We start from the raw sequence: 13255 nt of genomic DNA on the forward strand, positions 1-13255 counted from the left end.
TCCGGTCACCCTCTCGTCTCGGCCGCGGTGACCGCAGGCGGTCGGTCCGCGGGTACGACCTCGACCGTGACGTCGACCCAGCGGGCGTCGGCGACGGTGATCGGGTGCCGGTCACCGACGAGGTCGACGGTCGCCTCGACCGTCCTCTCGGCGCACGACGTCCCGACCCACAGCTCGACGATCCCCGGCTCGACCGCACGCACCAGGTCCCGGCCGCTGAAGCCCAGCCGGGTGGTCGGCACCGCGAACCGCACCGTCGCCGCGGCCCCCGGCTCGAGCTCGACGCGAGCGAAGGCGAGCAGCTGCGCCACCGGCCGCGTGATCGACGCGACGGGGTCGTGGGCGTACAGCTGCACGACGTCGGCGCCGGACCGGTCACCGGTGTTCGTGACCCTGACCGTCGCCTCGATCGTCCCGTCGGTCGGCACGGTCGACGGGACCTGCAGCCGGTCGTGGGAGAACGACGTGTAGGACAGCCCGAACCCGAACGGGCGGACCGGCTGCGGGTCGAGGTTCGACACCGACGACGCCCCGCCGAGGGCCGGGTGCAGGTAGGAGTACGGCTGCGCACCCCCGGAGCCCGGCATGCTGACCGGGAGTCGGCCCGACGGGTTGACCCGTCCGCCGATCACGCCGGCGATCGCCCGCGCACCCTCCTCGCCCGGGAAGAACGCCTGCACGACGGCCGCGCACGCGTCGAGGGCCCACGCGACTGCGTAGGGGCGCCCGGTCACGAGCACGAGCACGACGGGTGTGCCGGTGGCGAGCACGGCCTCGACCAGCTCGCGCTGCACCCCGGGCAGCTCGAGGTCGTCGACGTCGCACCCCTCGCCGGACGTGCCACGACCGAACAGCCCGGCGCGGTCCCCGACCACGACGACCGCGAGGTCCGCCCCGGTCGCGGCTGTCACGGCGTCGGCGATGCCGGCACGGTCCTCGCCGTCGACCCCGCACCCCTCGACGTAGGTGAGCTCGGTTCCGGTCAGCTCGTCACGCAACGCGTCGAGCACGCTGGGCACGTCGAGACCGAGCGGCACGTCCGGATGGAAGTCGAGGACGTGGTTGGCGAACGAGTAGCAGCCGAACAACGCGGTCGGACGGTGCGCGTTCGGCCCGACGAGGGCCACCCGCGACGGTCCGGACAGCGGCAGCGTCCCGTCGTTCGACAGGAGCACGATCGCCTCCTCGGCGACCCGCGCGGCGAGCGCCCGGTGCTCGGCGGGATCGAGGTCGATCGCGTCGACCTGGGGTGCGTCCGCGAGCCCGTCGAGGAGCCCGAGCTCCGCCTTCTGCCGGAGCACCCTGGTGACCGCGCGGTCCACGAGACTCTCGGGCACCGTCCCGGCACGCACCGCGTCGGCCAGCGGGCGCCGGTAGGCGTTGCCGGTCGGCAGCTCGACGTCCACGCCGGCGGCCAGGGCCTGGGCAGCGGCGTCACCGAGATCGGCGGCCACACCGTGCAGCGACGCGAGGAATGCCACCCCGAAGTAGTCGGCGACGACCACGCCGTCGAACCCCCAGCGGTCCCGCAGGACCCCCGTCAGCAGCGACGCGTCCGCCGCTGCCGGCAGGCCGTCGACCTCGGCGTACGAGTGCATCACCGAGCGCGCGCCGCCGTCGAGCACGGCCATCTCGAACGGGATCAGCAGGACGTCGGCGATCTCGCGGGGCCCTGCGTGCACCGGGGCGAGGTTCCGACCGGCCCGCGACGCCGAGTACCCGACGAAGTGCTTGAGGGTCGCGACGATCCCGGCCTCCTGCAACCCGCGCACGTAGCTCGTCGCGACGGTGCCGACGACGTACGGGTCCTCCGCGATGCACTCCTCGACGCGCCCCCAACGCGCGTCCCGCACCACGTCGAGCACCGGCGCGAGGCCCTGGTGGATGCCCAGGGACCGCATCGTCGTGCCGATCGCCCGCCCCATCTCCTGGACCAGCTGCGGGTCGAACGACGCACCCCAGGAGAGTGGGGCCGGGAAGGTCGTCGCCTGCCAGGCCGCCAGCCCGGTCAGGCACTCCTCGTGCACGACGGCCTGGATCCCGGTGCGTGTGTGCTCGACCAGCCAGCGCTGCCGCTCGCGCAGCGACCTCGCCGCGCTCGCCGGATCCACCGGTGCCGTGCCGTAGAACCGCGTGATCTGACCGATGCCGTCCCGCGCGAACTCCTCGAACGCCGGCTCCTCGTCGAGCATCGCGTCCTGCAGCGGCGCGACGGCGGCCCCCGAGCCGGCGTCCACCCAGACGCCGACGAGCTGCGCCAGCTTCTCCTCGAGCGTCATGCCCGCGAGCACCGCCTCGACGCGCTGCGCGACGTCGGGGACCTGCGCTGTCATCGCAGCCCTCGGGCGCCGGGGTACCAGTCCTCGAGGGTGTTCTCGTTGACGGCGATGAACACGTCGTCGGGTCGGACGCCCTCGGCCTCGAGCCGCCGCGCGACCGCGTCGAACATGCGTGCCTTCGTCGCCGCGTCGTACATGCGCACCATGAGGATCCGCACGTAGACCACGTCGCGACGATCCCCACCCAGGTAGTGCGGGTCGGCGATCAGGTGGTCCGCCGGCAGCGGGTGGATCACCTGGAACCTGTCCTCCGCGTCCATGCCGAGACCCTCGACGAGCCCCGCGTTGACGGCGTCGGCGTAGGCGAGACGGGTGGCGGCCGGGACGGTGTCCGCGACCTCGATCGTGACCAGTGGCATCAGACCCAGACCTCCTTGGTGACGCGCACGTCGGCGCGGGTACGTGCGGACTCCTCGATGGCCAGGCCGAGCGCGTGGTCCTGGCAGCCTTGCGCGAGCGGGTACGGCGCCGGCCCCTCGTCACGGACCCACCGGCCCATGGCGGCGAGGTGGGCGGCGACCGCGATGTCGTCCTCGGACAGCCGCGTCCCCACCCAGGGGTTGCGGTAGACGATCCGGCCGTCGAACGACGTGTGGACGACCTCGTTGCCCTCGAGGTTCATGTCCACCCCGGTGCGTCGGTACACGACCGGCGAGGTGACGACGCCGTCCGCGGTCAGCCGCGTGACCTCGTCGTCGACGATCTCCCCGAGCGAGCCGCGGATCACGATCCGTCGTGCACGCAGCGGGTTCCACCACTGGTTCTCGACGAAGTCGTACAGCCCCGTGCGCCCGTCGCCGAAGTCGAGCGTGGCGATCGTCGTCGTGCGCGGGCCCGGCTGCGGGTCGTCGACCCAGCCGTCGAACGTGAGCGGGTCGGCCAACGGTGCGACGAAGGCCCGGGCGCTGACCACTGCGTCGTCCAGGTCGACACCGAGGAAGCCGCGCACCAGTGACACCGCGTGATACAGGTGCGTCGAGGCGATCTCGACGGAGGTCGGCGTGCCGATCACCCCGTCGCGCACCACGGCGAGCCGTGACGCGTGCCCGGGCATCAGCATGTACTGCTCGCCGACCTGCACACGGCCCGAGCCGCCGACGTCGTGCCACAGCGCGCGCAGACCGTCGAGGTCCGGCGCCGGTGGCGTCTCGGCCAGGACCTGGGCCCCGGCGGCGACGAGCTCCCGCACGACGTCCGGCATCGCCGGCCACGAGACCGCCGCCACCACGAACTCGGGGGCGAGGGCGAGGACCTCGTCGATCGTGCGAACCGCACGCACGCCCCAACGGGCGGTGATGCGCTCGGCCTCGGCCTCGGTCTGGGTGACGACCCCGACCACCTGCAGGCGGTCCGGGGCCGCTTGGGCCATGCGGAGGTGGAACTCGGAGCGCCAACCGCTCCCGATGACTGCGAATCTCACGGGACCCGACACCAGACGTACTTCCTCTCGACTGTCCTGACGCACCACCGGTTCCCGGCGGTGCCCGTTCCCGATCGACGACCGGTCAAACCTGACTCATGCCCCCGTCGACGACCAGCTCGGCGCCGGCGACGAAGCTCGACTCGTCCGAGGCGAGGAACAGCACGGCGGCGGCGACCTCGTCCGGGCGCCCGACGCGTCCCACCGGGATCGCGGCCACGACCTGCTGCTCGACCGCGTCGTCGCCGCCGGTGAACGCCGCGAACCCGGCGGTCGCCGTCGGGCCGGGGCTCACGGCGTTCGCACGGATGCGGCGTCCGCGCAGCTCGGCCGTCAGCGTGCGTGCCAGCGAGCGCACCGCGGCCTTGGTCGCGTTGTAGACCGCGTGCCCCGGTCCCCCGTTGCTCCCCGCGATGGACGACGTGAGCACGATCGTCGCGCCGTCCCGCATGAGCGGCACCACCCGCTGCACCGTGAAGAACGTGCCGCGGAAGTTCAGGTCCGAGACCAGGTCGAACGCCTCCGGCCGGGTGTCGGCGACCGCTGTCGCGGCGACGTCCCTGCCGGCGTTCGCGACGAGCACGTCGACCGGGCGGCCACGCTCGCGGAGCGCGTCCGCCAGCCGGTCCAGGTCGGCGAGGTCGCTCGCGTCGCCGAGGACCCCCGTGACGTGCGGTCCGAGCTCGGCGAGGGTGTCGTCGATCTCGGCCTGGTGCGGCGAGGTCACGACGACGTCGGCCCCCTCCGCCACGAACCGGGTGGCGATGGCTCGCCCGATGCCCGCGGTGCCCGCCGTGACCACCGCGAGCCGTCCGTCCAGCTGTCCCATCAGTCCTCCCCGTTCGTGTCGGTCACCGGTCGGACGCCGGCCTGGTAGCGGCGGCTCATTTGAGCGCCCCGGCCGCGAGACCGCGCTCGAAGTACTTCTGCAGCGACAGGTACGCGATGATCTCCGGCACCGCGGTGATGACCGCTGCCGCGAGCACCCCGGTCTGGTCGTTCGTGTACTGGCTCGTGAAGAACGACGGCAGGAGCGTCACGACCTGCTTGCTCGGGTCGTTGAGCATGAGCATCGGGAGCAGGAACGCGTTCCAGGAGTTGATCAGCGTCAGCACCACGATCGCCGCGGCGATCGGTCGCGTGAGCGGCAGGACGATGTTCCAGAAGACCTGCACGATGTTCGCGCCGTCGACCCGTCCGGCCTCCATGAGCTCGGTCGGGATGCCCGCGAAGTAGTTCCGTGCGAGCAGCACCGTGAACGGCACCTGCAGGGCCGCGAGCGGCAGGATCACCGCGATGAGCTCGTTGTACATGTCGAAGGTCGACGCGGTGACGAACAGCGGTGTCAGCAGCACCGCCTCCGGCATGGTGAGCGCGGCGATGAGGATCCAGAACCAGATCTCCTTGCCGGCGATGCGCAGCTTGGCGAAGCCGAAGGCCGCGAGCATCGTGCAGACGTAGACGATCGCGATCGTCGAGACCGAGATGAGGATGCTGTTGCGGAAGTAGGTACCGACCACCCCGGTGTCGAAGACCTTCTGGTAGTTGCCCACGCCACGCCCGGCGAGGGAGCCCTGCACCATGGCGATCAGGGGCGCGAGGTACGGCAGCGCGATGACCGTGACCAGGATCTGCAGGCCGATGCGGGACGTGCGACTTCGTGACTCGAACACCCGTCTACCTCCCTTCGGCTCTGCGGTTGCGCACGCTCATGAGCACGCCTCCGGCGATGGCCAGCATCAGCAGGGCGACCGAGATGGCGGCCGCGTAGCCGAAGTGCTTCTGCTGCACCATCGTTTGATAGATGTAGGTGCCCAAGAACTCGGTCCCGTGGTTGGGCCCACCCTTGGTGACCAGGTACGGGATGTCGAAGGTCTTCAGCGCTCCGATCAGGCCGAGCATCGCCAGCGCGGATGTCGTCCCGCGGCACATCGGCCAGACGATCGACCACAGGGTGCGGACGCTCCCGGCCCCGTCGATGCGGGCCGCCTCGAGGATCTCCGGCTCGATCTGGCTCATCGCGGCGTAGAAGAGGATGAACGTCAGCCCCGTCCACTGCCAGATCGTGATCGCCATGACCACGCCCATCGCAGTGGACGACTCCGCGAGCCAGGGTCGTGTCAGCGCATCGAGGCCGACGTGGCTGAGCAACCAGTTGAACTGCCCGTCCACGTCGAAGATCTGGCGGAACACCGGGGCCATCGTGGCCGGGGCAAGCACCGTCGGCACGAAGATGATGACCTTGTAGATCGCTCCGAGCCGGACCCGCGAGTGCATGATCGCGGCGAACACGAACCCGATCGCGGTCTGGACCGTGAACGTGATGACGTAGAAGTAGGCCGTGTGCCAGATCGCGTTCCAGAAGACGGTGTCGCCGACCATCTTCGTGAAGTTGGCGGTGCCGACATGCGTGGGGCTCGACAGGATGAACCCGTTCCAGTCGAGCGTGGCGACGTACCCCGTGAACCCGATCGAGAAGTAGATCAGGCCCACGATCAGCACCACGGCGGGGAGGATCCACGGAAGTCCCGCACCCTGCAGGTGGCTGCGTCGCCGTCCGCGCCGGGCCCCGCCGGGGCGGCCGGTCGAGATGACCGGCCGTCCCGTCGGGTGTGGCGCCGTTGTCGCTGCGCTCACCGCTCGGCCCTCGTTCCGGAGGACCAGGCGGAAGGCACGGACGTCAGAGCGACACTCGGGCGGTGCTGCGTCACTTCTGTGCCTTCTGGACTGCCTCGAGCCCCTCGAGCGCCTGCATCGACGTCTTGTCTCCCGAGGCGACCCCGATGAGGGCATCACGGAACGCGGTGTTGAGGTCGGCGCTCACCGTGGCGAACCGCGGCTCCGTCGCCGCGCCTGCACCCTCGGTGTAGGTCTGCAGCGCGGCCTTCTGCTTGTCCGAGTTCACCAGGTCGATCTGGTCCCACTGCGGGGTGACGCCCTTGAGCGCGGGGATGTCGTTCAACGTGTTCGCGACCGCCTGCTGGCCGGCCGTGCTCGTCGTCAGCCACAGGGCGAAGGTGGTCGCCGCCGCCTGCTTGGTCGACTTCGCGCTGACCGCGAGCCCGTAGTCGGCGTCACCGAACATCGATCCGGTGTTGCCCGTCCCCGCGAGGTCGGGGAACGGGATCGGCGTGATCGTGATCGGCGTCGGGCTGCCGACTCCGGCCGCCTCCATCGCGGCCACCATGCTGTCCTTGACGGCGTACTGGGTGTACCAGGTGCCCATCATGACCATGGCGTACTTGCCCGACATGAAGGCGTTGTTCGCGTCCGGGTACTGCTGCAGACCGACGGCGCCCTCCTGCATGATCCCGTCGGTGAACAGCGACTTCCACAGGTCCATCGCCGTGACGAACTTCGGGTCGGTCCAGGGGACCTCACCCTTCGACGCCTTGACGTACAGACCCGGCTCGACGTTGTCGGCGATGGCCTCGAACGTGTCCATGTCGAACGCCCACTGCCCGGCGCCCTGCACGAAGCAGCCCTGGCCGTCCGCGGTGAGCGTCGCGCAGACGCTCTTCCACTCGGCCATCGTCGTCGGCGCCTTCAGGTTGTACTTGTCGAAGATGTCCTGGTTGATCCACAGGCCGCCGGAGTAGACCGCACCGGCTGACAGCCCGACCAGCTTGTCGCCGACGGAGAGGCCGTCGACACCGGCGGGGGCGAGCTTGGACTTCCAGTCGCTGCCGAGCGCGCCCTCGACCGCGGAGGTGAGGTCGATCGCGCCGGCCTCGAAGGTCTGGACCCCGCCGTTCGCCGAGCCGGGGGCGACGTTGAACACGTCCGGACCTTGGCTCGAGGTGATGGCCGGGCTCAGGACCGAGTCGTACGAGTCGATCGGCTTCGACACGAACTCGACCTTGATGTCGGGGTACTCCTTGTTGAACGCGGCAATGAGCTTGCTCGCGTTGGTGGCGTCGGGCGTCCAGCCCCACCAGGTGATGTCGCCCGACGTGGCCGAGCCCGGGGTCCCCGTTGTCGCGCCAGAGCCGCCCGAGCAGGCGGTCAGGGCCAACAGCGCGAGACCTGTGACGGCGGCGACCGCACCAAGTCGGCGGCCGCGCAGCGTCCTCATCGACGTCCGCATCTGTGCTTCTCCTGTTCTGCTCGCTCTGCTGTGAACGAGCTCGATACATCCCGTCGGGGTGCCCGGTGGTCCGGGTGCCCGCTCTCCGGTCGGCGGCGCCGTCCGGTCGTGCACGTCATGTCCGCGCTGCAGTCCGGTCGACCGGGCCGACCGGCACGGAGCGACGGTCGGGGTCTTCGCACGCCATGTCGTCCTCGCCATCTCGTACCCGATAACGAAAGTTGCGTAGAAACTTTCGTTATCGGGTACGATAGACGTGCCGTCGGGTGCCCGTCAACATCAAGCGCAGGAGGAATGCGGATGTCTGGTCGAACCGTGACCATCGCGGACATCGCTCACGCAGCGGGCGTCTCGGTGCCCACCGTGTCGAAGGTCCTCAACGGGCGACGCGGGGTGTCCGCGGCGACGCGACGGCACATCGAGCAGCTCTTGGTCGAGCACGGCTACGAGCGACGCGGACGCACCGGGCAGGGCGCCGGGCTGGTCGACCTCGTCATCAGCGACCTCGACACCCAGTGGGCCACCGCGCTGCTGCGCGGGGCACAGGCCGAAGCGGCACGTCTCGGGGCCGACCTCGTCATCACGACCACCCACGGCAGCCCGGTCGGCACCCCGGACTGGCTCGACCACCTCGCCGAGCGGGGCTCCGACGGCGTCGTGCTGATCGTCTCCGAGCTCCTCCCTGCCGGCCGCGAGGAGCTCGCCCGCCTCCGCATGCCCGTCGTGCTCGTCGACCCGGTCGGCAGCAGCGACCAGGCGCTGCCCACCGTCGCCGCGACCGACTGGGCCGGCGGCCGCGACGCCACCGACCACCTCATCCGCCTGGGGCACCGCCGGATCGGCTTCATCACCGGGCCGATCGAGCAGATCTGCCACCGCGACCGGCTCGACGGCTACCGTGCGGCCCTGCGACGTGCCGGCATCGAGTTCGACCCGGAGCTCGTCCGCCACGGCGACTCCCTCGTCAGCGGCGGCCGGACCAGGGGTGCGGAGCTCCTCGGCATCGCGCAGCGGCCGACGGCGATCATCAGCGGCTCCGACGAACAGGCCTACGGGGTGTACCAGGCGGCGCGCGACCGCGGGCTGCGCATCCCCGAGGACCTGTCCGTCGTCGGCTTCGACGACGTCGAGCTCTGCCAGTGGGTCTCTCCGCAGCTCACCACGGTGCGGCAGCCGCTCGCCGAGATGGCACGTGAGGCGACCCGCATGGTGATCGAGCTGGCGCGCGACGGCGCCCGCGCCACCCCACGCGTCGAGCTCGCCACCACCGTGATCGAGCGCGAGTCGACCGCTCCGCCTGCGAGGTCATGACCTCCGCAGGGGCCCACACGAGGGACCCTCGATGACAGGGACGGCCGACCCGCGCATCCCTCACCCCACGATGTGCAGGTGGTGCGCCTCCGGGTCGTGCGCGTGCGCGCCGACCTCGAGGACGACGGCGTCCGCCGCGGGGGTGTCCAGCGCACGGACCTCCGGCACCCACGCACCCAGGGCGCCCAGGTGCACCGGGACCGTGATCTCGACCGTCTCCCCGGCCGCCACCGGCACGCTCCGGAACCCGACCAGGAGGGTCTCGCCGGCGCGACGACCGTCGGTGCGCCGCCCGTACACCTGGACGACGTGGCGGCCGTCGCGGTCGCCCGAGTTGCGGACCTGGGCACGGACCGCGAGCGCGCCGTCCACCGACCGGTCGACGCCCGCTCCGACGATCGAGAACGTCGTGTACGACATCCCGAACCCGTGCGGGAAAGCCGCGGGCGCCCCGAGGCGGTCGAGCAGCCGTTGCCCGTGCCACCGGTCGTACGTGACCGCGTGCGCGTCCTTGTCGAACGAGGGCAGGTGCTCCTCGCTCGTCGGGATCGAGTAGGGCAACCGGCCCGCAGGGTTCTGGACGCCCGTGAGGACGTCGGCCAGGGCGTGACCGCCCTCCATGCCCGCGTACCACATCATCACCAGGGCCGGGACGTCGTGCCGCCACTCCTCGCACACGACCGCGCCGGCCGCCACGACGCTGACGACGGTCCGCGGGTTCGCCGCCGCGACCGCACGGATGATCTCGACGTCGACGGGGCGCAGCCGCAGGGAGTCCCGGTCGCCGCCGAACCCGGCGGTCATGATCGACTCGCCGAGCTGCGGCACACCCGCCCCTGCCGGCGCCGGCGGGAACAGCGCCAGCAACGTGGGGTCGGCGAAGGTGTCCCCGCCGACGTACTCGCCCTCGTCCCGCCCGTCGAACCCGGCGACGACCAGGGCGACGTCGGCCTCGGCCGCAGCCTGCGCGGCGGCCTGCGGGTCGTCCTGGTCGACGAGCACGACCTCGGCGCCCGGGAAGGCCGCCCGGATGCCGTCGAGCGGTGAGACGTGGCTCGGCGCGTGCACCCACGACGACCCGAGGTCGCCTTCGTTGGGCGTGACGGCCAGGCGACCGATCACCGCGATACGTCGGATCAGTCCCGGGTCCAGCGGGAGCACCGGTGCGCCGTCGACCGGGTCGTTCTGGAGCAGGACCATGGCACGCGCGGCGACCTCGCGTGCGAGCGCGCGGTGCTCCTCGCACGCCATCACCGCGGGGGCCGGGTCCTCGACCTCCCGGTCCGCGAACGACCGGAGCTGTGCGGCGACCAGGCGCACGCCGGCACGCTCGGCCAGGGCCCAGGACGTCTCACCGGCCGTGAGCTGCGCCGGCAGGTCCCGGGCGCGGAGCTGCCGGAAGGGTTCCTCCAGGTCGAGCCCCGCGTTGAGGGACGCCGCGGCGTCGCGCAGACCCCAGATGAAGTCGCTGACCGTGACGCCGTCCCAGCCCCACTGGTCGCGGAGCACCTCCGTGAGCAGGTAGCGGTTCTGGCCGGCCCACTCGCCGTTCACCGAGTTGTACGCGGACATGATCGCTGCCACGCCCTCGTCGACGACGCGGCGGAAGTGCGGCAGGTAGACCTCGTGCAGCGTCGCCTCGTCGATGGTCACGTCGACGTGGAAGCGTGCGTTCTCCATCGAGTTCAGCGCGAAGTGCTTCGCGCAGGCCATCGCGTAGCGCTGCACGCCGCGGGTCAGCGCCGCACCGAGCTCGCCGAGGTGGAACGGGTCGTCGCCGTACGTCTCCTGGATGCGCCCCCAGGCCGGGTGCCGCGGCAGGTTGACGCAGACCCCGCCGAAGAAGTTGCCCCCCTGCGCGCGCACCTCGCGTCCGATCGCCGCGCCGACGCGTTCCTCGAGCTCGACGTCCCAGGTGGCGCCTCTCGCCATGGAGACGGGGAAGGCCGTTCCCTCACCGGCGACGCACCCGCGCGGTCCGTCGACGAACCTGGTTCCCGGGATGCCCAGCCGTGCCACCTCGCCGTGCACGTACGGCCGGGCGTTGTAGATCCGGCCCATCTCGTCCAGCCCCGGCCAGAACGGGGTGTCGCCGTCCAGCAGCCCGAGCATCTCCTCCGGGCCCAGCCGGCGGACGAGCGCCGTCGCCTCGGCGAACGGGTCGGCGCCCGCCCGTACCGCGTCGACCGCCCGGGTGTACGCGTTGACGTCGTCGTCCATCGTCCTCACCTCGTCGAAGAGCCCACTGCATCTGTGCCGTCCGGCATCAGGACCGCGGCCTACCGGCGGCGGAAGAACTCCGCACTCGGGCGCTGAGCGAGCAGCACGATGATGGCCGCGGCGAGGCCGACGTCGATCACACCCATGACCAGGCTGAGAACGCCGGAGGGTCGCAGGAGCGAGATCAGCCCGAAGAGCAGGGTCAGCCCGGCGAAGACCCAGATGACGATGCGCGCCCAGTTCTTCCCCTTGACGATCAGCCAGGCGAGCACGCCCCACAGGATCGCGAAGACGATGGCGGACACCACGCTGACGGTGACCGCCACGCGCGTCGCGGTGTCGAGAGTGTTCTGGTCCATCGTCGGCGAGGCCTTCGCCAGGGCGGACCTGACAGAGTCCTGGGTCGTCAGCGTCACGATCACGCCGAGCAGCGCCAGGACGATGCGCACAACGATCAGCCTCGCAGCGTTGACCACGGACGCCGGGGCCGGGCCCTGGACGGTCGGTCCACCCCAGGCCGCCTCCGGCATCGACGGGTAGTTGCCGGGGGGCTGGATCGGGTTGCTCATGGAGTCCTCGCGTGCGGTTGCGTGGTCCGGACGGTGCGGTGCTGCCGGGAACCACGCCGTTCAGCACCGTCGCCAGGGTAACGAGGCGACGACGCCACCGGGGCCGTTTCGGGACAGCCGACGTGGCAGAGTGCAAGCCGTGCGCACGGTCCTCCTCTCGATGCTCGACCGCGTCAACGCCGCGCACCCCTGGAGCCACAACGACGCCTACCACCGCTGGATCCTCCGGCAGGTGCCCAACCATGCGACGACGTCGCTCGACGTCGGCTGCGGCACGGGGAACCTGGTGCGTGCGCTGGCGGGGCGCGTCGATCGCGCGACCGGCATCGACACCGACCGTGCGGTCGTCGACCTCGCGCGGAGCAGGTCGACCGCCCTCCCGACCGTCACCTTCGAGGTGCGCGACCTGCGCGACCCACCGGACGGGAGCGTGTTCGACGTCGTGACGGCGGTTGCCGTCGTCCACCACCTGCCGCTGCCCACCGCCCTGGCCCGGCTCCGTTCTCTGGTCGCGCCCGGTGGACGGGTCGTGGTCGTCGGCTGCTACCGGGCGGCGACCCGCGGAGACCGGCTCCTCGACCTCGTGGCCGTCCCTGCGAACCTGGTCATGGGTCTGCTCCTGTCGGCCCGCTCGTCCGAGGCGCGCGTCGCCATGAGCGCGCCGACCGCGCCCCCGACGACGACGCTGGCCGAGGTCAGGGCCGTGGCGGCGCAGCTCCTGCCCGGTGCGCGCGTGCGACGGCGACTGTTCTGGCGGTACTCGCTCGTCTACTCGGCCCCGGAACGCCTCGCCCCCGGTCAGAAGCCGAACGTCACGATCGGGTCGAGGTGACCGGAGCGCAGCGCCTCGAAGACGGCGCGCTCGTGGGGGACCACCGGGTCCGGCAGCCGGTCCAGGTCGTACCACCGCAGGTCGACGGCCTTGTCGGGCTCGACCAGTCGCGGGTCGCCGACCCACCGTCGGCACTCGAAGAAGAAGTCGACCCGCTGGTCCACCGGCGCCTCGCCCGACGTGCGGTGCATCGCGACGACCGGTGTGAGGTCCGCCGGGTCCACCGTGATGCCGAGCTCCTCGCGGGCCTCCCGGCACGCCGTCGCACGCACCGACTCGCCCGGCTCGACGTGCCCGGCCGCGGCGCAGGCCCAGTGCCCGTCCATGTAGCCGGTGCCTTCCCGCAGCTGGAGGAGCACCTGCTCACCGTCGCCGGTCGTGCCGGACGTGCCGGTCGTGCGACGGAACACCACATAGGCGGCCGGGACCACGCGGAATCGTTCGCTCACGCCCCGTGACTCTGCCACAGCCGGGCAG

At 71.4% G+C, this 13255-nt stretch carries 12 protein-coding genes; 2 read left to right on the plus strand and 10 right to left on the minus strand.

Translation table 11 applies throughout. The features are described from left to right. Window positions 1–5: 5 nt before the first annotated feature. From LJB74_RS05510 to LJB74_RS05540, 7 genes are all read right to left on the minus strand, one after another. Window positions 6–2333, minus strand: coding sequence for a glycoside hydrolase family 3 N-terminal domain-containing protein (locus LJB74_RS05510; protein WP_259307584.1), 2328 nt, complete (start codon window positions 2331–2333; stop codon window positions 6–8). Then, complete coding sequence (locus tag LJB74_RS05515) at window positions 2330–2698, minus strand: tautomerase family protein (RefSeq protein WP_259307585.1); 369 nt, start codon at window positions 2696–2698, stop codon at window positions 2330–2332. The genes LJB74_RS05510 and LJB74_RS05515 overlap by 4 nt, the downstream gene beginning before the upstream one ends. Then, the gene (locus LJB74_RS05520) at window positions 2698–3759 is read right to left on the minus strand and encodes a Gfo/Idh/MocA family protein (protein WP_259307586.1); all 1062 of its coding nucleotides are present in this window, start codon (window positions 3757–3759) and stop codon (window positions 2698–2700) included. Before LJB74_RS05520 ends, LJB74_RS05515 begins: the two co-directional genes overlap by 1 nt. Window positions 3760–3844: 85 nt before the next feature. After that, on the minus strand, window positions 3845–4588 hold the full coding sequence (locus tag LJB74_RS05525; protein WP_259307587.1) for an SDR family NAD(P)-dependent oxidoreductase: 744 nt from the start codon (window positions 4586–4588) through the stop codon (window positions 3845–3847). Window positions 4589–4643: 55 nt separating this feature from the next. Beyond that, window positions 4644–5432, minus strand: coding sequence for a carbohydrate ABC transporter permease (locus LJB74_RS05530; protein ID WP_259307588.1), 789 nt, complete (start codon window positions 5430–5432; stop codon window positions 4644–4646). Between the two features lie 4 nt (window positions 5433–5436). Then, the gene (locus LJB74_RS05535) at window positions 5437–6396 is read right to left on the minus strand and encodes a carbohydrate ABC transporter permease (RefSeq protein ID WP_259307589.1); all 960 of its coding nucleotides are present in this window, start codon (window positions 6394–6396) and stop codon (window positions 5437–5439) included. Between the two features lie 70 nt (window positions 6397–6466). Continuing rightward, on the minus strand, window positions 6467–7846 hold the full coding sequence (locus tag LJB74_RS05540; RefSeq protein WP_259307590.1) for an ABC transporter substrate-binding protein: 1380 nt from the start codon (window positions 7844–7846) through the stop codon (window positions 6467–6469). 300 nt (window positions 7847–8146) lie between these two features. Between LJB74_RS05540 and LJB74_RS05545 the strand changes: the two genes are divergently transcribed. Further along, on the plus strand, window positions 8147–9157 hold the full coding sequence (locus LJB74_RS05545) for a LacI family DNA-binding transcriptional regulator (protein WP_259307591.1): 1011 nt from the start codon (window positions 8147–8149) through the stop codon (window positions 9155–9157). 60 nt (window positions 9158–9217) lie between these two features. Here the strand turns inward: LJB74_RS05545 and LJB74_RS05550 are convergent, their stop codons facing one another. After that, window positions 9218–11377, minus strand: coding sequence for a glycoside hydrolase family 3 C-terminal domain-containing protein (locus LJB74_RS05550; RefSeq protein ID WP_259307592.1), 2160 nt, complete (start codon window positions 11375–11377; stop codon window positions 9218–9220). 59 nt (window positions 11378–11436) lie between these two features. Further along, window positions 11437–11946 (minus strand): hypothetical protein, encoded by a 510-nt coding sequence (locus LJB74_RS05555; RefSeq protein ID WP_259307593.1) that lies wholly within the window; start codon window positions 11944–11946, stop codon window positions 11437–11439. Between the two features lie 139 nt (window positions 11947–12085). Between LJB74_RS05555 and LJB74_RS05560 the strand changes: the two genes are divergently transcribed. Beyond that, entirely contained in the window at window positions 12086–12778 is a 693-nt protein-coding gene (locus LJB74_RS05560; protein WP_259307594.1) for a trans-aconitate 2-methyltransferase, read from the plus strand. Here LJB74_RS05560 and LJB74_RS05565 read toward each other — a convergent pair. Next, window positions 12745–13227 carry an NUDIX domain-containing protein gene (locus LJB74_RS05565; protein WP_259307595.1) on the minus strand — a complete coding sequence of 161 codons (483 nt, stop codon included), beginning with the start codon at window positions 13225–13227 and terminating at the stop codon, window positions 12745–12747. The two genes, LJB74_RS05560 and LJB74_RS05565, sit on opposite strands and share 34 nt — an antisense overlap. Between the last annotated feature and the right edge of the window lie 28 nt (window positions 13228–13255).

Source organism: Cellulomonas sp. P24, assembly GCF_024704385.1.
GTDB lineage: Bacteria > Actinomycetota > Actinomycetes > Actinomycetales > Cellulomonadaceae > JAJDFX01.